Origin of the sequence: Promicromonospora sp. NPDC019610 (genome assembly GCF_044389365.1) — a bacterium.
GTDB lineage: Bacteria > Actinomycetota > Actinomycetes > Actinomycetales > Cellulomonadaceae > Promicromonospora.
The window spans coordinates 875,017-892,732 of the sequence record NZ_JBIRXX010000001.1; the positions used below are offsets into that span (position 1 = coordinate 875,017).

Consider the following 17,716-nt stretch of genomic DNA (forward strand, 5'->3'; position numbering starts at 1 on the left):
CGTGAGAAGGAGCAGAACGTGACCGACACCAAGTCCGCGATCGTCGTCGGGGCCGGCATGGTCGGCCTGTCCACCGCCTGGCACCTGCAGGAACGCGGTGTGGAGGTGACCGTCCTCGACCGGCACGGCGTCGCCGCCGGCTCCTCGTGGGGCAACGCCGGCTGGCTCACCCCCGGCATGGCTATGCCGCTGGCCGACCCGTCGCTGTGGGCCTACGGGCCGAAGGCGCTGCTCGACCCCGACGCCGCCCTCAGCGTCCCCTTCCGCTTCGACCGGGCGCTCTGGGGCTTCCTCGCCCGGTTCATGTCCCATGCGACGCCCGGCGCCTGGCAGCGCGCGATGGCCGCGCTCACGCCGATCGACCGCATGGCGCTCGAGGCGTACGACGAGCTGGAGGCCGGCGGCGTGCACGCGACGTCGTACGCCCGGCCCTGGGTGGTCGGGTTCGAGCGGGAGCGGGAGTCGCGCCCGTTCGTCCACGAGCTGCGGGCGGTCGCGAAGGCCGGCCAGGACATCAAGCTGTCCCGGGTGCCCGACGGCGTCCGCGTCCCGCACCTCTCCCGTGCGGTCCGGTCGGCCTGGACCCTGGAGGGCCAGCGGTACATCGAGCCGGGGCCGTACGTGGAGGCGCTGGCGACGTCGGTCAGCGCGCGGGGTGCGAAGGTGCTGACGGACGCCCGGGTCACCGCCGTCCGGCCGACGCCGGGCGGCGGTGCCGAGGTCGAGGTGGCCGGCCGGGACGCGCTGCGGGCGGACGCCGTCGTGGTCGCCACGGGCGCGTGGCTCCCGGACCTGACCCGGCGGCTCGGCATGCGCACCCGGGTGCAGGCGGGGCGGGGGTACTCGTTCAGCGTGCCGGTGTCCGGCCCGCCGATCGACCACCCGGTCTACTTCCCGGCCCGCCGCGTGGCCTGCACCCCGTACCAGGGGCGGCTGCGGGTCGCCGGGACCATGGAGTTCCGCGGCCCCGACGAGCCGTTCCAGCCGCGCCGGATCGAGGCGATCGTGAACTCGGTCCGCGGCCTCTTCGAGGGCGTCGACCTGGACTCCCGCGAGGACGAGTGGGTGGGCTCCCGGCCGGTCACGCCGGACGGGCTGCCGCTCGTGGGCCGGACGGCGGCGCCCGGCGTCTACGTGGCGGGCGGTCACGGCATGTGGGGCATGGTGCTCGGCCCGGCCACCGGCCGCGCCCTCGCGGCGCAGATCACGACGGGGGAGACCCCGGAGGAGATCAGGCCGTTCGACCCGCTGCGCTGACCCGGAGTCGTTCCAGGCCGTCGAGCACGAGGTCGAGCCCGAACTCGAACTCGCTCTGGTCGTCGCACCAGCCCAGGGTGGACTCCGGGCCCTCGTGGGCCACCTCGGCCAGCATCTGGGTCATGTACGGCAGCTGGTCGGCCATCTGCTCCAGCATCGCGACGGTGGCGTCGTCGGCGCCCTCAGCGGGGCCGCCGCCGGTCGCGAAGCCGGCCACGGCGCCGTCGGGCTCGAAGAGCTCCTGCGTGAAGCCGAGCGCTCGGCTGCCCAGGGCGTGCATCGCGTGGTGGATCAGGTCGTAGGAGAGACCGCCGCGGCGCATCAGCCCGACCAGGGAGTCGTAGTACTGCACGACGTGCAGGCTGAACGACGTCCGGGTCTGCAGGGCCTGCGACGCCCAGGGGTGGCGCAGCAGCACCGCGCGCGCCGCGAGGATCTGCCGCCGCACCGCCGGTTTCCAGGCGGACGGCGGCGCGTCGTCGGGCGGCGGCTCCAGCCCGGCGACGGCGTCCTCGATCTCCGCCGCGACGAGGTCGACCACGCCGTCCAGCAGGTTCTCCTTGCTGGAGACGTGGTGGTAGAGCGACATGGCCTCGATGCCGAGCTCGCGGGCGAGGCTGCGCATGGTCAGCGAGCCGAGCCCGTCCCGGTCCGCCAGGGCCACCGCCGACTCCAGCACCCGGGCACGGGTGAGCGTGCTCCGCGGCGCGGGTGCTGCTCTCTGCGGGGAAGTCATGGTCTCGCGATCCTACGTCGGTCTCACCCTTGACGGACCGGCGCCCCGGTTCTACCTTACAACGTAAGCCTTACGTTGTAAGGCAGAACAGGAAGGCGGTGTGTCATGTGGAGCTGGCTGCTCTGGACGGTCCTCGGGCTGGTGGTGCTCGCGCTGGCCTTCTTCCTCGCGATCGTGCTGGTCATGCGCTACAAGAACCCGCGCGGGCTCGCCCTCGTGCGCCGGTTCAACCGGAGCTTCACCAACCGGCGAGCGATGCGGCACGCGGGGGAGCCGGGCTCGGGCTACGCGGTCATCCGGCACGTGGGGCGCAGGTCGGGCAAGCCGTACGCGACCCCCATCGGGGTCTCCCCGGCGGGTGACGGCTTCCTCGTCTTCCTCCCGTACGGGGCCGACGCCGACTGGGTGCGGAACATCCGCGCGGCGGGCTCCGCGGAGCTGGTCACCGACGGGCGCACGCACCAGGTGACGCCGCGGGTCGTGGACCGGGCGGAGGCGCTGCCCCACCTGTCCGGCGGCGACCGCCGGGTCGCGCGGCTCTTCCGCGTCACCGACTACCTCGTGCTGCAGCCGGCCCCGGCGATCGCGGGTGGCGCCGGGTGAGGGCCGTCGTCCGCGACCGCTACGGCCCGGCCGACGTGCTCCGGCTGACGACGCTCGACGCGCCCGAGCCGGGCCCGGGCGAGGCGGTCGTCCGGGTCGAGGCCGCCTCGCTGAACATGGCCGACGTCGACCACCTGCTGGGCCGGCCACGGCTCGCCCGTCTGGCGACGGGCCTGGTGCGCCCGGCGAACCCCCGGGTCGGGCTCGACGTGGCCGGGACCGTCGAGCGCGCCGGCGCGGACGTGACCGGCCTGCGCCCGGGTGACCGCGTCTGGGCCGACCTCTTCGACAGCGGGCACGGGTCGCTGGCCGACCGGGCGTGCGTCCCGGCGTCGGCCCTCGCCCCGCTCCCGGAGCAGGTCTCGTTCGACGACGCCGCCACGGTGCCGCACTCGGGCTCGCTCGCGCTCCAGGGACTGCGCGCCGCGGGGCCGGTCCGGGCCGGCGAGCGCGTGCTGGTCAACGGCGCGGGCGGCTGCGTGGGGCCGTTCGCGGTGCAGATCGCCAAGGCGCGCGGCGCCGTGGTCACCGCCGTCGACCACGAGGACAAGCTGGATCTGCTCCGCGAGGTGGGCGCGGACGAGGTGATCGACTACACCCGGCACGACGTGACGCGCTCCGGCCGCCGGTTCGACGTGGTCCTGGACATCGCCGACACCCGGTCCCTCCTCGCGATGCGCCGCTGCCTGGCCCCTGGCGGTCGGTACGTGCTGATCGCGCGGCGGATCGGGTCCTTCGCGGAGAAGGCGCTGCTCGGCCCGGTGGTCGGCGGGCTGACGGGGGCCCGGATGGGCACGTTCGCCTGGCACCCGAACCGGCGGGCCGACCTGGACGAGCTCGCGACGCTGCTCGTCTCGGGCGCGGTGCGCCCCGTCGTCGACCGCCGCTACGGCCTCGGCGACGCCGCGGAGGCGTTCGACCGCCTTGCCACGGGCGCGGCCCGCGGCAAGCTCTTGTTCATACCGTAGGCGCCGTCGAACGTAGGTCTGGTCGCTCCAAGAGCGCTGTTCGCGCGACCAACCCTACGTTCGACGCCCGCCGCGCACGCGGCGCCGCCGGGCAAGGCGCCCGCCGGGCAGGTGGCAGGATCGGGCTCATGACGCAACGCCGCATCCTGATCCTCTCCGGCCGTGGACGCTACGAGGACCCCTGGCACGACCACGCGGCGACGTCGCACGTGGCGGCCGGGGTGCTCGGCGAGCTGGGCGCGGTCGAGGTGCGCGGGCTGTTCCGCGACGCGCTGGACGACCTGGACTCCGTGGACCTGCTGGTCGTCAACGGCGGCACGGGCCGCCGGGACGCAGACTTCGACGGGTCCGACGACGACTGGCGCGGCTTCCATGACCGGCTGGCCGGCTGGGCGCGGGCCGGGGGCGCGGTGCTCGGGCTGCACCAGGCCGCGAACACCTTCTACGACGCGCCCGACTGGGAGGCGGTGCTGGGCGGCCGCTGGGTCCCCGGCGAGTCGATGCACCCGCCGATCGGTACCGCCCGCTTCGAGCTGACGATCGGCCACCCGATGACCGAGGGCCTGAGCGTGGTCGAGGCATTCGACGAGCGGTACTGCCGGCTCCGTGTCGCCTCGGGCACGCGCGTGCTCGGCACCACCCTGGACGACGACGGCGCCCCGCACCCGGTCCTGTGGATCAACGAGGCGCACGGCGGCCGCAGCGTGTTCTCGGGGCTGGGCCACGACGTCCGGTCGTTCGCCTCGGAGGGGCACCAGGAGCTCCTGCGCCGCGCCGCCTCCTGGCTGCTGGCGTAGCACGGGCAGTGCTACCTCTGGTCCAGGAGTTGCCCCCCAGGGTAGGATCAAGGGTATGAAGGTGAGTGTGAGCATTCCGGAACAGGACCTGCGGTTCCTGGACGACTACGTGGTGGACAACGGGCTCGGCTCGCGGTCCGCCGGTGTCCACGAGGCGATCGGCGCCCTGCGGCAGATGGCGCTCACGCTGGAGGCCGAGCAGGCGATCTCGGAGTGGTACGACTCGGGTGAGGCCGAGGTCTGGGACGTGACGGTCGCCGACGGCCTCGAGTCCGATGTATCGCGGTGAGGTCTGGTACGCGGATCTTGACCCGGTGCGCGGTTCCGAGGCGAACAAGGTCCGGCCCGTCGTCATCGTGTCGAACGACGCCTACAACGCGGCGGCCCGTCGGCTGGGCCGTGGCGTCCTGACCGTCGTGCCGCTGACGAGCAAGGTGAAGCGCGTGCTCTCGTTCCAGGTGCTCGTCTCGAAGCGGGGCTCCGGGCTCGCGGTCGACTCCAAGGCGCAGGCGGAGCAGGTGCGGGCGGTCGACATGGGGCGCCTGGTCAACCGTGTCGGCAAGCTGTCCTCCGAGGAGTCGGCGGCGCTCGACGACGCCCTGCTGGTGCACCTCGGGATCTCCTGACCCGCTTGACCTCAACCGTTGTTGAGGTTGTTGGCTGGGCCGCATGGAGATCCTCAGCGTCGACACGGTGACCCGCTCGACCGCGGAGACCGCCGCGTACTACGAGTCGGTCCTCGGCCTGCCGGTCAGCAAGGAGATCGGCGCGGTCGAGGTCACCGTCGGCCGCACGGTCCTGCGCTTCCACGAGGACGCCGACGCCGCGGGCGACCAGCACTACGCCTTCCTGGTCGACGACGCCCGGTTCGACGCCGCCCGCGCCTTCCTGGCGGCGGGACCCGGTCTGCTGAGCGACGGCGAGCGCACGGAGTTCGAGGCGCAGGACGCCTGGAACGCGCGGTCGCTGTACTTCCCCGGGCCGGACCGCTCCGTCCTGGAGGTCATCGCGCGCCGTGATCTCCCCCGAGACCTGGGTGCCGGGGGCGGTGCGGGGGCGAAGGCCTCGAGCCCGCCCGTGCCCGGCACCCAGCCCAGCCCGTCGGCGCCGTTCGGGCCGGGCGACCTGCTGTCCGTGAGCGAGGTGGGCATCGCCGTGCCCGACGTCGTGGGCACCGCCGACCGGCTCGCCGACGCCGGGATCGGCCGCTACCCGAGCGGGTCGGCGACGTTCAGCCCGGCCGGGCACATCGACGGCATGCTCATCCTGGTCAGCGTGGGCCGCACCTGGTTCCCGACGTCGGACCGCGTGGTGGGCGAGCCTCCCGTGACCGTGGTCGCGCAGTCGGGACCGTCGAGCCCGGGCGTCGTGCCTGGGCGGTACGAGCTGGCCCCGGGCCGGGTGCTGGTGGTGCGGGCGTAGGTCATTCGCGCGTCAGTCGGCGCCGAGGTGTCCGAGCGCGACGACGTTGACGCCGTCGGGGCGCGTGTAGCTGGTGTTGCCGGCTGTGAGGATGTTGAGTGATGCGAGCTGGCTCGAGCGCTTCTCGGAAACCTTGGTCTCGAGAGCCTTCAGGTTGCGGGCGGCGAGCTCGAGGTTCTTGGCGCCGCCCATCTTGACCTCGAATGCAGCCCAGCGACCGTCGTGGAGCTCGACGATTGCATCGACCTCCAGGCCGACCTCATCGCGGTAGTGGTACACGGAGCCAGCGAGTTGCTCGGCGTAGACCCGCAGGTCCCGGATGCACAGCGACTCGAACAACAAGCCCAGGGTGTTCAGGTCATTGAGAAGCGCTTCCCGGCCTGCCCCCATCGCGGCCGCTGCGAGCGACGGGTCGATGAAGTGCCACTTGGGCTGAGTGCGTAGGCGGACCTTGGAGCGGAGGTGCGTTGCCCACGCTGGTTGTTCCTCGACGACGAAGACCCGAGTCAGGGCATCGAGGTACTTGCGGACTGTCTGGGCAGAGACCTCGGTGTCCGAGTCTCCGATCTCGGACTCTCTGCTCAGTTTCGATGCGGATATCTCTGTGGAGACGTTGCGTGCCAGTGCGCGGATGAGGGCACGCATGCGCATCGGATCGGCTCGAAGGTCGGCATGGGGCAGGTCGACACGAGCGACGTCGTCGAGATAGCTGCTGAGGTATTCCCGGGCCGAACGGCTGGGTTGGGCGACGAGGGCGGGCCAGCCGCCACGCACCAGAAGGTCGGTGTACTCCTCGACGGTGGGACCACCGACCCCGCCGATCTTTGCGTTGTCGAACAGGTCGGCGAGGGTGAAAGCTTCTATGCTTTCGCCGCTCTCGGCCAGCGTCATGGGACGGAGGGTTACCCGGAGGAAGCGACCAGCGCCGCTGTGGCGGGTGATGTCATCAGCGGGTGTGGCCGAGCCGGTCAGGATGAACTGACCCGGGAGTGCACGCGCGTCTGATATCACTTCTGCGAGATTCTCGATATCACTTCTGCGAGCGCTCGAGGTGCTGGGAGGGCAGGGACTCCCAGTTCCCGGGCCGGGTGCTGGTGGTGCGGGCGTAGCCGGACCTCACGCCCCCTCGGTGAATCCCGCCTGGCGCCACACCTCGTAGACCGCGATCGACGCCGCGTTGGTCAGGTTGAGCGACCGGCGGCCGGGAAGCATCGGGATGCGCAGCTCGTCGGTGACCCGGGGGTGCTTCAGGGCCTCGGGCGGCAGGCCCGTGGGTTCCGGGCCGAAGAGCAGCACGTCGCCCGGCCGGTACTCGACGTCGGTGAATCGTGTGGTCGCGCGGGTCGTGAACGCGAACACCCGCGCCTCCGGCAGCGCGTCGAGGGCGGCGTCGAGCGACGGGTGCACGTCCATCACGGCGAGGTCGTGGTAGTCGAGGCCGGCGCGCTTCAGCTTGGCCTCCGAGAGGTCGAAGCCCAGCGGCTCCACGAGGTGCAGCCGCGCGCCCGTGACGGCGGCGAGCCGGATCGCGGACCCGGTGTTCCCGGGGATGCGGGGCTCGAAGTAGACGATGTGGGCGAGGGGGTTCTCGGGCGGGGCGGGGGCGTCAGACGGGTGCGGCACGGGACCATTCTCGCTGCCGGACGGCGGGGCGTCGTCCTTGCCGCCGCCGGGCGCCCCCGCCTACCCTGGCCACATGACGCACGGGCTCAACTGGTGGCGGCTGCACCCGCAGCCGTGACCTGACGCGCCCACCCGCACAGAAGTCCCGAGCTGCTCGCCGCAGCCCGGGACTCTTCTGTGCCCGACGTCGTGCGCGGGCGGCTCCCTGACCCAGGAGACCCATCATGTCCATGACCCTGCCGCCCGAGGCGGCCCCGACGTCGTCCGCCCCGCACGACACCGCCACCCTGCACGACCTCGGCGCCGCCCGCGAGAAGCGTGCCACCACCCGTTCGGCCGTCGCGGCGCGCGAGCGCACCACCGTGCTGGAGGGCCGGATCGCCCGGAACCCGGGGGAGTACCGCGTGCTGACCGGCGACCGCCCCACCGGGGCCCTGCACCTGGGGCACCTGCTGGGCACCGTCGCGAACCGCGTGCGCCTGCAGGACCTGGGCGTCGAGGTGTTCCTCATCGTCGCCGACTACCAGGTCATCACCGACCGGGACGACGCCGGCGACCTGCCCGCCACCGTCCGCGAGGTGGTGCTCGACTACCTCGCGGCGGGCCTGGACCCGGAGCGCAGCACGGTCTTCACGCACTCGGCGGTGCCCGCGCTGAACCAGCTCCTGCTGCCGTTCCTGTCGCTGGTCACGGTGGCCGAGCTGGAGCGCAACCCCACGGTGAAGTCCGAGGCGGAGGCAGCCCTGCTGCGGCAGAAGCGGGGCATCTCGGGCCTGCTGCTCACCTACCCGGTGCACCAGGCCGCCGACATCCTGTTCTGCCACGGCAATCTCGTGCCGGTCGGCGTGGACCAGCTCCCGCACCTGGAGATCACCCGGACCGTGGCGCGGCGGTTCAACCAGCGGTACTCGGCCGCGCGCCCGTACTTCCCCGAGCCGGATGCGCTCATCGCGCCCTCCACCACCGTGCTCGGCAGCGACGGCCGCCGGATGTCCAAGTCGCGGGGCAACGCGCTGGAGCTGCGGGCCTCGGAGGACGACACGGCGACGTTCTTCCGGCGTGCCCGGACCGACGCGGAGCGCACCATCACCTACGAGCCGGAGCGTCGGCCGGAGATCGCCAACCTGCTCCAGATCGGTGCGTACTTCACCGGGACGTCGCCCGAGGCGCTCGCCGACGAGGTGGGTGCGGCGGGCGCGGGGCGCCTCAAGGCGGTGGTCACCGAGGCGGTCGTGGAGGGTCTGCGTCCGCTCCGTGCCCGACGCCGGGAGCTCGCCTCCGCCGGCCCGCGGTACCTCGACGAGGTGCTCGCGCGGGGCAACGCACGGGCGAACGAGATCGCGGACCGCACGCTGGACGACGTCCGCGGGCTGATGGGGATGCGCTACTGACCGGGCGCGTCCGCCCAGGCTGGGTCCACAGGCCTGTGGACAAAGAAGATCCCCGGCCGGGATGCCTCAATAACCCGGCCGGGGAAATCTGTTCGGACGGCCGACGGCGCGACGGGTAGCCACCCGAGAAGGTCGCGCCGTCAGCCGCCCGAGATCATCGGGCCAGACGCTCCCGCAGGGCGTCGAGCTGGGCGCGGAGCGCCGCCGGCGTGTGGTCGCCGAACCGGTCGAAGAACTCCTCGGTCAGGTCGGCCTCGGCCTGCCACGGGGCGGTCGGCACGTCGAAGAGCGCGGCCAGGTCGGCGTCCGGCACGTCGATGCCGTCCAGGTTCAGCGTGCCGGGCGCGGGCAGGCTGCCCACGGGCGTGGCCACGGAGGTGTCCTCGCGCAGGCCGCGGGCGGCCTCGACCTGGCCCACGATCCACTCGATCACGCGCGAGTTCTCGCCGAACCCGGGCCACAGGAAGCGGCCGTCCTCGCCGCGGCGGAACCAGTTGACCTGGAAGATCCGCGGGCGCTTCGACTCCTCGATGCCCGCGCCGACCTCCAGCCAGTGCGCCCAGTGGTCCGCCATGTTGTAGCCGCAGAACGGGAGCATCGCGAAGGGGTCGCGGCGCAGCTCGCCGAGCGCGCCCTCGGCGGCGGCCGTGCGCTCGGAGGAGATGGTGGCGCCCATGAACACGCCGTGCTCCCAGCCGAACGACTCCGCCACGAGCGGCACGTTGCTGGCGCGGCGGCCGCCGAAGACGATCGCGTCGACCGGAACGCCCGCCGGGTCCTCCCAGGTGTCCGCGATGGTCGGGCACTGTGCGGCGGACACGGTGAAGCGGGAGTTCGGGTGCGCCGCGGGGGTCTCGGAGTCCGGCGTCCAGTCGTTGCCCTGCCAGTCGGTCAGGTGCGCCGGCGGCTCGGCCGTGAGGCCCTCCCACCAGACGTCGCCGTCGTCGGTCAGCGCGACGTTCGTGAAGATGGTGTCGCGGTCGAACGTCGCGACGGCGGTCGGGTTGGTGTCGACACCGGTGCCGGGCGCGACGCCGAAGAAGCCGGCCTCGGGGTTGATGGCGCGCAGCGTCCCGTCCGGGCCGGGGCGCATCCACACGATGTCGTCGCCGAGGGTCTCGACCTTCCAGCCCGGGATGGTGGGCTGCAGCATCGCCAGGTTCGTCTTGCCGCAGGCGCTCGGGAAGGCGGCGGCCAGGTGGTACTGGCGCTGCTCGGGCGAGGTGATGCGGATCAGCAGCATGTGCTCGGCGAGCCAGCCCTCGTCGCGCGCCATCGCCGAGGCGATCCGCAGCGCGAAGCACTTCTTGCCGAGCAGCGCGTTGCCGCCGTAGCCGGAGCCGTACGACCAGATCTCGCGGCTCTCCGGGAAGTGCACGATGTACTTGGTGTCGCTGCACGGCCAGGGCACGTCCGCCTCGCCCTCGGCCAGGGGCGCGCCCACGGAGTGCACGGCGGGGACCCACTGCTGGCCGGCGTCGATCAGGCGCAGGATCTCGTCCGAGACGCGCGTCATGACGTGCATGGAGACGACGACGTAGGGCGAGTCGGTGAGCTCGATGCCCACCTGGGAGATGGGGCCGCCCACGGGGCCCATCGAGAAGGGCACCACGTACATGGTGCGGCCCTTCATCGAGCCCTCGAAGACGCCTTTCAGCTCGGTCCGCATGTCGGCGGGCGCCACCCAGTTGTTCGTGGGGCCGGCGTCCTCCTCGTCCTGCGAGCAGATGAAGGTGCGCGACTCGACGCGGGCGACGTCGGCCGGGTTGGAGCGCGCCAGGTACGAGCCCGGGCGCTTCTCCTGGTTGAGCGCGACGAGCGTGCCGGCGGCAAGCATCTGGTCGATGAGGCGCTGCTTCTCGTCGGCGGAGCCGTCGCACCAGACGATCTCGTCCGGCTGGGTGAGCTCGGCGACGCGGGCGACCCAGTCGCGCACGTCCAGGTCTCCGGCGGCGGGGATGCCGTTCGCGGCCGTGGACGCCGAGGTGTCTGCCGTGGTGGAGTCCTGACCGATGGTCACGTCGGCCACGAGCTCGGCGACGAGCCGGGTTCGGCGGGGGTTCGCGAGGACGGACATGTGCGCTCCGATCGTCAGACTGCGGGCCACGGTGGCGGGCTTGTTTCCACCCTCACGTGCGGATCGCCCCGAATTCCAGCCCACGAGCTGTCAAGAATCGCCGATCTTCACGTAGTGTGAAGGAGCGGGTTCCTGCTGGCCCGTCCCGGGCAGCGGACCGGGTGAAGCGACCACGATCGGAGGGCGACATGCCTGCCGGAGGCGAGCCGACGTCGTCGGGCGGCGAGACGGACCTGATCACCCTGGGCCGCCGGATCCGGCACCTGCGCACCGCGCAGGGGCTCACGCTGGACGCGCTCGGCGAGAAGGTGGGCTCGGCGCCGAGCCTGCTGTCGCTCGTGGAGAACGGCCGGCGCGAACCGCGGCTCGGGCTCCTGCGGTCGATCGCGGAGGCGCTCGGCGTGCCGATGGGCGAGCTGCTCAGCGCCGAGCCGCCGTCGCGCCGAGCGGCCCTGGAGATCGCGCTCGACCGGGCGCAGCGCGGCCAGCTGTTCACCACCCTGGGCGTGCCCGCGGTCAAGCCGAGCCAGAAGCTGCCGATGCCGGTCCTGGAGCAGCTCGTGGGCCTGCACGACGAGCTGGCCCGGCGCGAGCAGATGGCCATCGCCACGCCCGAGGAGGCGCGGCGGGCCAACACGGAGCTGCGCCTGGAGCGGGAGGCCCGCGACAACCACTACCCGCAGTTCGAGGCCGTCGCCGAGCAGATGGTCAAGGCCGCCGGGTACACGGGCGGCGCGCTGACGCACCGCACCGTGGCGCGGATGGCGGAGCAGATGGGCTTCACGCTGCTGCACGTGGGCGACCTGCCCCGGTCCGCCCGGTCGGTGACGGACCTGCGCAACGGGCGCATCTACCTGCCCCCGGCGTCGACCCCGGGCGGGCACGGCCTGCGCTCGCTCGCGCTGCAGGCGCTGGCGCACCGCGTGCTGGAGCACGACCGGCCTCGGTCCTACGGCGAGTTCCTGCGGCAGCGCGTCGAGATCACGTACTTCGCCGCCGCGTGCCTGGTGCCGCAGTTCGTGGCCGTGCCGTTCCTCCAGGAGCGCAAGCGGGAGCACGACCTCGCGGTCGAGGACTTCCGCGACGCCTTCGGCATCACGCACGAGGCGGCGGCGATGCGCCTCACCAACCTCGCGACGCACCACCTCGGCATCCCGCTGCACTTCCTGCGCGTGGGGGCCGACGGCGCGCTGTTCCGGGGCTACGCGAACGACGGCCTGCCGTTCCCGCAGGACGTCACGGGCGCCATCGAGGGGCAGCTCATCTGCCGGCGCTGGGCGGCGCGCGAGGCGTTCGAGCGCCGTGACCGCGCCACCGAGTTCTACCAGTACACCGACACCCCGGCCGGGACGTTCTGGTGCTCCACCCAGACCGGGTCGACGTCGCCCGCGGGCGGACCCGACGGCGGCTCGGGCGCCTTCTCGATCACCGTGGGCGTGCCGTACGCGCACGCCAAGTGGTTCCGGGGGCGGGACACCCAGGTGCGCCGCGTCTCGACCTGCCCGGACCCGGCCTGCTGCCAGCGCCCGTCGCCGGAGCTCACCGAGCGTTGGTCGGGCGAGGCCTGGCCGTCGGGGCGCATGCACCAGCAGATCCTCGCGGCCCTGCCGCGGGGTGCGTTCCCCGGCGTGGACGACGCCGAGGTGTACGCGTTCCTGGACAAGCACGCCCCGGACTGACCCCCGTGTCGGACGTACGGGTCCCTCGGGTGGCCCGTGCGTCCGACACGCACGTATGACCTTCCCGTCAGGACCCTGGCGCGGCGTCGGGTTAGCGTAGGCGACCGTGGCATCGAACCTGGCTTGCATCGGACTGGACGTCTGGCGACGGAGCGAATTTCGCGACCTGGTGGCCTCGGCACGCGCCGAGGCGGAGACCATCGCCAAGGACGGCGAGGTCGGCGTGCACATCTGGACCGACGCGTCCGGTGCCCGCCTGATCATCACCACGGAGGGCGACCTCGTGCGGGTCGTCACGCCCACGTTCTACGCCGCGCCCGGCGCCATCCTCTCCGAGCCGCAGGCGGTCGACGGCGGCCTGGTGCTCGCCGAGCTCGTGAACCAGCACGACGAGGTCATCACCGAGATCGCCTGCCAGCTCGAGGAGCTCGCCCTGCTGGGCTCCGCGGAGGCCCCCGTCACGGGCCCGGCGTCGATCGTGGTGCTCGGCAACTCCGTCCAGGTGATCGGGCGGGCCGACGCCGCCGTGTCCGGCCTGGTCTTCGAGCCCACCGGCGCGTACGCCGCGTCGACCGACGCCGTCGCGCACCTGACCGGCGTGGTGCTCGCGATCGAGCAGCGCTCTGTCTCCCGCACCGGCCAGGACTTCACCGCCGCGCGCGTGCAGACCGACGGCTTCCAGGTGACCCTCTGCCACCCGGCCGGTCGGCCGGCGCTCACCGTCGGCGACGTCGTCGAGGTGGACGGGTACGTGGTGGCGTCACTGCCGGAGCTGCGCTGACTCCTGCGGGACGCACCTCCTCTTTGAGGCCCGGGTTTCTTCGCTCTGCGGCGGCTGAAAGCGAAGAAACCCGGGCCTCGAAGGGGAGCTACTCGGCAGGGAGCGGGCCGCCCCGGGCGTCCAGGCGGTCCAGCAGCTTCGGCAGGACGTCGCCCAGCCGCAGCCCGTCGTGCTCGAACTCGTTGGTGACCCACGGCTCGACGTTGCCCACGTGCGCCGCGGTCTCCAGCGAGAGGGACGAGTCCACGAACATGTCGTCGAAGTACACGGCGGCCTCGACCGGGATCTCGTTGTCCGCGAGCCGGTGCAGGTCGTACAGGTCGCCCCAGTCCTGCCGCTGGGCGAGGGCGTCGGCCGCGGCCTCGAACGGCCGCAGGGCGCTGATCTCGGAGAACATCCAGGGGTAGATCATCTCGCCGGTCAGCAGCAGCGGCCGGGCGTCCTCGCCGAACGCGGGGTCGGCATCGCGCACGGACTGGGCCGCCCACGCGGTGGGGCCGGTGTGGGACTGGGCGTAGATCGACTCGTGGAGCAGGGCGTACAGCGGGTTCGTCGCGAACGACGTCTCGGCCGCGACCGTGGCGCGGAACGTGTCGCTGAGCGGGCCCCCGTGCGGGGAGTCGAACGCCTCGTCGACGATCCAGTGCACGCGCTCGAACCCGGGCTGCATGCCGAAGTCCATGCCGAGCGTCTGGAACCGCCGCACGGTGAGGGGGTCGCCGCCGGGCTCCGTCACGCCGCCGGCCGCGAGCCGGTCGGCGATGCGCCCGAGGGTCTTGGCGACGTGCGGGTACCGCGCGCGGAACCGCTCGTTCTTGGCCACCACGCGCGGCTGGGTGCGCTCGTAGACCTCCCGGGCCGACGCCGTCAGGCCCGGCAGGCCGCCGGTCACGAGGCTCGCGTTGAGGCCCTCGGGTGCGAACGACAGGTATGTCATGGTGATGAAGCCGCCGTACGACTGGCCCAGCGAGGTCCAGCGCCGGCCGCCGAAGAGCGTCGTCCGGATGTGCTCGGCGTCGCGCACGATGTTGTCGGCGCGGAAGTGCGTCAGGTACTCCGCCTGCTCCGCGGGGGTGCCGAGGGCGTTCAGCGCCTCCGCGCGGACGGCGCTGGAGCGCCCGGTGCCGCGCTGGTCGAGGAGCACCACGCGGAACCGCTCGAGCGCCGCGCCCACCCAGCCGTCCGGGCCGGTGGGGCGGGGACCCTTGCCGCCGGGGCCGCCCTGGAGGAAGACGAGGAGCGGCAGGTCCTCGGTGCGGCGCGTGGGGTCGACGAGCTCGCGCGCGAACACGGAGATCGAGGGGGACCCGTCGGGCTGGGACCAGTCGAGCGGGACGTCGACGGAGTGGTCGGTGACATGGACACCGGGAAGCGTGTAGCTGATGGGCACGGGCCGAGCCTACGACCGCACGCCGGGACACGGCAGTGCCCCGGTCGCGATATTCGTTGCATTAATGGAGTGGCTGCTCTGATAATGGGACCATGACGACCACCGAGGTACGCCAGCCGCCCGCGCTCCCCACCGTGCTCGGCCTGGCCGTGCTCGCGCTCGGCCTCCTGCTCGGCTGGTTCGCCGCGCCGCTGGCGGGCGGCATCGCCGGCCTGATCGGCGCGACGCCGCTGCCCGTGCCGCGGCTGCTCACGCTGATCGAGTCGCTGCCCCTGCCCTGGACGCTCGGCATCCTGGGCGGGCTCGGCCTCGTGGGCGGCGCCTTCGTCGCCTTCGTCACCGTGGGTGAGGCGCCGCAGCTCACCGTCGCGGACGACCACCTCGAGCACCGGCAGGAGGAGCGCGAGATGTGGGTCGAGCGGTCCGCCGTCGGCGCGGCGTTCCGCGACAAGGAGGACCTGGTGCTGCTGCGGCCCGACGGCGGCCTGCGTGCCCGCCTCGACACCGACACCCTCTCGGCCGCGCAGGTGCAGGAGGCGCTGACCCGGCACGGCTGGCCCTGGCACGACGCCGACCCGCACGAGCAGCAGTACGAGCGCTGGGTGGACGGCCGGCCGGGCTTCACGGCCGCGGAGCACGAGGCGCTCCGCCGTCGGCTGGAGGAGCGCAAGGACGCCGCCGCCCGCCGCCAGGCGGACGCGGACCTGGCCGCGCTCGGCCTCGTGGCGCGCGTCCGGGACAACCGGATCCAGGTGCGCCGCGCGGCCGCGACCGAGGACGCACGTGGCACGGACCGTTGACCCCGCGCGGCACGAGGCGCGCCGGCTGGTCATCATCGACGCGGCGCTCACCGTCTTCGCGGAGCGCGGCTACGACGGCGCCACCACCGCGGCGATCTGCCGGCAGGCGGGCATCGGGTCGGGCACGTTCTTCCACTACTTCCCGACCAAGCTGGAGCTCCTGCTCGCGATCCTGGCGCTCGGCATCCAGGAGGTGCGCGACGCCGAGGCGGTGTACGCGGGGCGGACCGACGCCCTCGGCGTCGTGCTCGACATCGTCCGGCAGGGCGCCGACGACGCCGCGGAACCCCGGATGCCCGGGTTCGTGCGCGCGGTGGGCGGCGTCATGCACCTGCCGGACGTCGCGGCGCGGCTCGACGAGGACACGCGGGCACAGCACGACCTGATCCGGCCCTGGGTCGAGCGGGCCCAGCGGGCCGGCGAGATCCGGACGGACCTGACCCCGGACCGGATCACCTCGTGGCTGTACCTCCTGACCGACGGGTTCCTCGGACGCGTCGCGGTCGACGAGGGGTTCACGGCGGAGGGCGAGAAGGAGACGCTCGTGGAGACGGCGCGCCGGTTCCTGGCGCCCTGACGCCGCACCTCCCAGGACGTGTCAGACGCTCAGGCCCCCCGGGGGACCTGAGCGTCTGACACGTGGTCGCGCGCTCAGCCGATGTCCGCGTCCACCCAGTCGAAGGTCTTGGTCACCGCCTTCTTCCAGCTCCGGTACAGCCGGTCCCGCTCGCCCGCGTCCATGTCGGGCGACCACCGCCGGTCCTCGGCCCAGTTGGCCTCGACGTCCGACTCACCCTTCCAGAAGCCGACGGCGATGCCCGCCGCGTACGCGGCGCCGAGTGCGGTCGTCTCCGCGACGACGGGCCGCACTACGTCGACACCGAGCTGGTCGGCCTGGAACTGCATGAGCAGCTCGTTGTAGACCATGCCGCCGTCGACCTTGAGCTCGGTGAGCTCCACCCCCGAGTCCGCCCGCATCGCGTCCATGACCTCGCGGGTCTGGTAGGCCGTGGCCTCCAGCGCGGCCCGGGCGATGTGGTTCCGGTTGACGTACCGGGTCAGACCCACCAGCGCCCCGCGCGCGTCGGGCCGCCAGTACGGCGCGAACAGGCCGGAGAAGGCGGGCACGAAGTACGCGCCGCCGTTGTCCTCCACCTTGCGGGCGAGCCACTCGACGTCGGGGGAGTCGGTGAACATGCCCAGGTTGTCGCGGAGCCACTGGACCAGCGAGCCCGTGACGGCGATGGAGCCCTCCAGCGCGTAGATCGGCGCGTTGCCGCCGATCTTGTAGCAGACCGTGGTGAGCAGGCCGTTCTCCGACGGCACCTTCTCCGTGCCCGTGTTGAGCAGCATGAAGTTGCCGGTGCCGTACGTGTTCTTGGCCGTACCGACCTCGAAGCACGCCTGTCCGAACGTCGCGGCCTGCTGGTCGCCGAGGATGCCCGCGATGGGCACGCCGGGCACCATGCCGCGGGGGCGTCCGGTGCCGTACACCTCGGAGGAGGAGCGGATCTCGGGGAGCATGGAGAGCGGGATGCCCATGTCTGCCGCGATGTCCTCACGCCACGAAAGGGTGTCCAGGTCCATGAGCATGGTGCGGGACGCGTTCGTGACGTCGGTGACGTGCACACCGCCGTCGACGCCGCCCGTCATGTTCCACAGGACCCACGCGTCCGTGTTGCCGAACAGCAGGTCACCGCGGTCGGCCGCCTCGCGGGCGCCCTCCACGTTGTCGAGGATCCACTTCACCTTGGGGCCGGAGAAGTAGGTGGCGAGCGGCAGGCCGACGATCGCCTTGTACTTGTCGGCGCCCTCGGACCCGCCGAGCTCGTCGACGATCGCCTGCGTGCGCGTGTCCTGCCAGACGATCGCGTTGTAGACCGGCTTGCCCGTCGTCTTGTCCCACACCACTGTGGTCTCACGCTGGTTGGTGATGCCCACGGCCGCCAGGTCGGTGTGGTTGAGGTTCGCCTTGGTCAGCGCGAGGCCCACGACCTGGCGGGTGTTGTCCCAGATCTGGTCCGGCTTGTGCTCCACCCAGCCGGCCTTGGGGAAGATCTGGTCGTGCTCGATCTGGCCGGTGGACACGATGGTCCCGGCGTGGTTGAACACGATCGCCCGGGTGCTCGTGGTGCCCTGGTCGATCGCGAGTACGTAGTCAGCCATCGGAGTTGACTCCCTTGTCTGTGTCG

General features: G+C 72.6%; 18 protein-coding genes. 12 read left to right on the forward strand and 6 right to left on the reverse strand.

Annotation, left to right across the window (positions count from 1 at the left end; all coding sequences use genetic code 11):
• The first annotated feature begins 18 nt into the window (after window positions 1–18).
• Window positions 19–1,257 (forward strand): NAD(P)/FAD-dependent oxidoreductase, encoded by a 1,239-nt coding sequence (locus ACH45N_RS03790; RefSeq protein ID WP_397391308.1) that lies wholly within the window; start codon window positions 19–21, stop codon window positions 1,255–1,257.
• On the opposite strand, the gene ACH45N_RS03795 is transcribed toward ACH45N_RS03790, so the two are convergent.
• The gene (locus tag ACH45N_RS03795; protein ID WP_397391310.1) at window positions 1,232–1,993 is read right to left on the reverse strand and encodes a TetR/AcrR family transcriptional regulator; all 762 of its coding nucleotides are present in this window, start codon (window positions 1,991–1,993) and stop codon (window positions 1,232–1,234) included. The genes ACH45N_RS03790 and ACH45N_RS03795 overlap by 26 nt on opposite strands.
• A gap of 105 nt (window positions 1,994–2,098) precedes the next feature.
• Here ACH45N_RS03795 and ACH45N_RS03800 point away from each other — a divergent pair, with 105 nt between their 5' ends.
• The 6 genes from ACH45N_RS03800 (at window position 2,099) to ACH45N_RS03825 (ending at window position 5,783) form a co-directional block, all read left to right on the forward strand.
• Entirely contained in the window at window positions 2,099–2,596 is a 498-nt protein-coding gene (locus tag ACH45N_RS03800) for a nitroreductase family deazaflavin-dependent oxidoreductase (protein ID WP_397391312.1), read from the forward strand.
• Window positions 2,593–3,564 (forward strand): NAD(P)-dependent alcohol dehydrogenase, encoded by a 972-nt coding sequence (locus ACH45N_RS03805; RefSeq protein WP_397391314.1) that lies wholly within the window; start codon window positions 2,593–2,595, stop codon window positions 3,562–3,564. The genes ACH45N_RS03800 and ACH45N_RS03805 overlap by 4 nt, the downstream gene beginning before the upstream one ends.
• Window positions 3,565–3,692: 128 nt before the next feature.
• The gene (locus ACH45N_RS03810) at window positions 3,693–4,361 is read left to right on the forward strand and encodes a ThuA domain-containing protein (RefSeq protein WP_397391316.1); all 669 of its coding nucleotides are present in this window, start codon (window positions 3,693–3,695) and stop codon (window positions 4,359–4,361) included.
• Between the two features lie 67 nt (window positions 4,362–4,428).
• A complete protein-coding gene (locus ACH45N_RS03815) occupies window positions 4,429–4,650 on the forward strand; it encodes an antitoxin (RefSeq protein ID WP_357482094.1) in 222 nt (73 codons plus the stop codon).
• Between the two features lie 25 nt (window positions 4,651–4,675).
• The gene (locus ACH45N_RS03820; protein WP_397391318.1) at window positions 4,676–4,987 is read left to right on the forward strand and encodes a type II toxin-antitoxin system PemK/MazF family toxin; all 312 of its coding nucleotides are present in this window, start codon (window positions 4,676–4,678) and stop codon (window positions 4,985–4,987) included.
• Between the two features lie 43 nt (window positions 4,988–5,030).
• Entirely contained in the window at window positions 5,031–5,783 is a 753-nt protein-coding gene (locus ACH45N_RS03825) for a hypothetical protein (RefSeq protein ID WP_397391320.1), read from the forward strand.
• 12 nt (window positions 5,784–5,795) lie between these two features.
• Here ACH45N_RS03825 and ACH45N_RS03830 read toward each other — a convergent pair whose 3' ends face one another.
• Window positions 5,796–6,674: an ATP-binding protein gene (locus tag ACH45N_RS03830; RefSeq protein ID WP_397391322.1), complete on the reverse strand. Its 879-nt coding sequence runs from the start codon at window positions 6,672–6,674 to the stop codon at window positions 5,796–5,798.
• 225 nt (window positions 6,675–6,899) lie between these two features.
• Window positions 6,900–7,355: a tRNA (cytidine(34)-2'-O)-methyltransferase gene (locus ACH45N_RS03835; RefSeq protein WP_397393789.1), complete on the reverse strand. Its 456-nt coding sequence runs from the start codon at window positions 7,353–7,355 to the stop codon at window positions 6,900–6,902.
• Window positions 7,356–7,630: 275 nt separating this feature from the next.
• Here ACH45N_RS03835 and trpS point away from each other — a divergent pair, with 275 nt between their 5' ends.
• Complete coding sequence (gene trpS / locus ACH45N_RS03840; RefSeq protein ID WP_397391324.1) at window positions 7,631–8,797, forward strand: tryptophan--tRNA ligase; 1,167 nt, start codon at window positions 7,631–7,633, stop codon at window positions 8,795–8,797.
• Between the two features lie 154 nt (window positions 8,798–8,951).
• On the opposite strand, the gene ACH45N_RS03845 is transcribed toward trpS, so the two are convergent.
• Window positions 8,952–10,874: a phosphoenolpyruvate carboxykinase (GTP) gene (locus ACH45N_RS03845; RefSeq protein ID WP_397391326.1), complete on the reverse strand. Its 1,923-nt coding sequence runs from the start codon at window positions 10,872–10,874 to the stop codon at window positions 8,952–8,954.
• A gap of 188 nt (window positions 10,875–11,062) precedes the next feature.
• On the opposite strand from ACH45N_RS03845, the gene ACH45N_RS03850 reads away from it, so the two are divergent.
• Both ACH45N_RS03850 and ACH45N_RS03855 read left to right on the forward strand, forming a co-directional pair.
• Window positions 11,063–12,553 carry a helix-turn-helix domain-containing protein gene (locus ACH45N_RS03850; protein ID WP_397391328.1) on the forward strand — a complete coding sequence of 497 codons (1,491 nt, stop codon included), beginning with the start codon at window positions 11,063–11,065 and terminating at the stop codon, window positions 12,551–12,553.
• Window positions 12,554–12,722: 169 nt separating this feature from the next.
• Window positions 12,723–13,334, forward strand: a complete 612-nt coding sequence (locus ACH45N_RS03855) for a hypothetical protein (protein ID WP_397391330.1) — start codon at window positions 12,723–12,725, stop codon at window positions 13,332–13,334.
• Window positions 13,335–13,422: 88 nt separating this feature from the next.
• Here ACH45N_RS03855 and ACH45N_RS03860 read toward each other — a convergent pair whose 3' ends face one another.
• Window positions 13,423–14,724 carry an alpha/beta fold hydrolase gene (locus tag ACH45N_RS03860; protein ID WP_397391332.1) on the reverse strand — a complete coding sequence of 434 codons (1,302 nt, stop codon included), beginning with the start codon at window positions 14,722–14,724 and terminating at the stop codon, window positions 13,423–13,425.
• Window positions 14,725–14,816: 92 nt separating this feature from the next.
• On the opposite strand from ACH45N_RS03860, the gene ACH45N_RS03865 reads away from it, so the two are divergent.
• Together ACH45N_RS03865 and ACH45N_RS03870 are read left to right on the forward strand one after the other, a co-directional pair.
• Window positions 14,817–15,524 (forward strand): hypothetical protein, encoded by a 708-nt coding sequence (locus tag ACH45N_RS03865; RefSeq protein ID WP_397391334.1) that lies wholly within the window; start codon window positions 14,817–14,819, stop codon window positions 15,522–15,524.
• Window positions 15,508–16,101 carry a TetR/AcrR family transcriptional regulator gene (locus ACH45N_RS03870; RefSeq protein WP_397391336.1) on the forward strand — a complete coding sequence of 198 codons (594 nt, stop codon included), beginning with the start codon at window positions 15,508–15,510 and terminating at the stop codon, window positions 16,099–16,101. The genes ACH45N_RS03865 and ACH45N_RS03870 overlap by 17 nt, the downstream gene beginning before the upstream one ends.
• 74 nt (window positions 16,102–16,175) lie before the next feature.
• Here ACH45N_RS03870 and glpK read toward each other — a convergent pair whose 3' ends face one another.
• Window positions 16,176–17,690 (reverse strand): glycerol kinase GlpK, encoded by a 1,515-nt coding sequence (gene glpK, locus ACH45N_RS03875; RefSeq protein WP_397391338.1) that lies wholly within the window; start codon window positions 17,688–17,690, stop codon window positions 16,176–16,178.
• Window positions 17,691–17,716 lie beyond the last annotated feature (26 nt).

What these genes read in the sequence shown, in the direction of transcription:
- ACH45N_RS03795 (WP_397391310.1), bottom strand. Translation starts at nt 1,993, where the DNA reads ATGACTTCCCCGCAGAGAGCAGCACCCGCGCCGCGGAGCACGCTCACC.
- ACH45N_RS03800 (WP_397391312.1), top strand. Translation starts at nt 2,099, where the DNA reads ATGTGGAGCTGGCTGCTCTGGACGGTCCTCGGGCTGGTGGTGCTCGCG.
- ACH45N_RS03810 (WP_397391316.1), top strand. Translation starts at nt 3,693, where the DNA reads ATGACGCAACGCCGCATCCTGATCCTCTCCGGCCGTGGACGCTACGAG.
- ACH45N_RS03825 (WP_397391320.1), top strand. Translation starts at nt 5,031, where the DNA reads ATGGAGATCCTCAGCGTCGACACGGTGACCCGCTCGACCGCGGAGACC.
- ACH45N_RS03830 (WP_397391322.1), bottom strand. Translation starts at nt 6,674, where the DNA reads ATGACGCTGGCCGAGAGCGGCGAAAGCATAGAAGCTTTCACCCTCGCC.
- trpS (WP_397391324.1), top strand. Translation starts at nt 7,631, where the DNA reads ATGTCCATGACCCTGCCGCCCGAGGCGGCCCCGACGTCGTCCGCCCCG.
- ACH45N_RS03845 (WP_397391326.1), bottom strand. Translation starts at nt 10,874, where the DNA reads ATGTCCGTCCTCGCGAACCCCCGCCGAACCCGGCTCGTCGCCGAGCTC.
- ACH45N_RS03850 (WP_397391328.1), top strand. Translation starts at nt 11,063, where the DNA reads ATGCCTGCCGGAGGCGAGCCGACGTCGTCGGGCGGCGAGACGGACCTG.
- ACH45N_RS03865 (WP_397391334.1), top strand. Translation starts at nt 14,817, where the DNA reads ATGACGACCACCGAGGTACGCCAGCCGCCCGCGCTCCCCACCGTGCTC.
- glpK (WP_397391338.1), bottom strand. Translation starts at nt 17,690, where the DNA reads ATGGCTGACTACGTACTCGCGATCGACCAGGGCACCACGAGCACCCGG.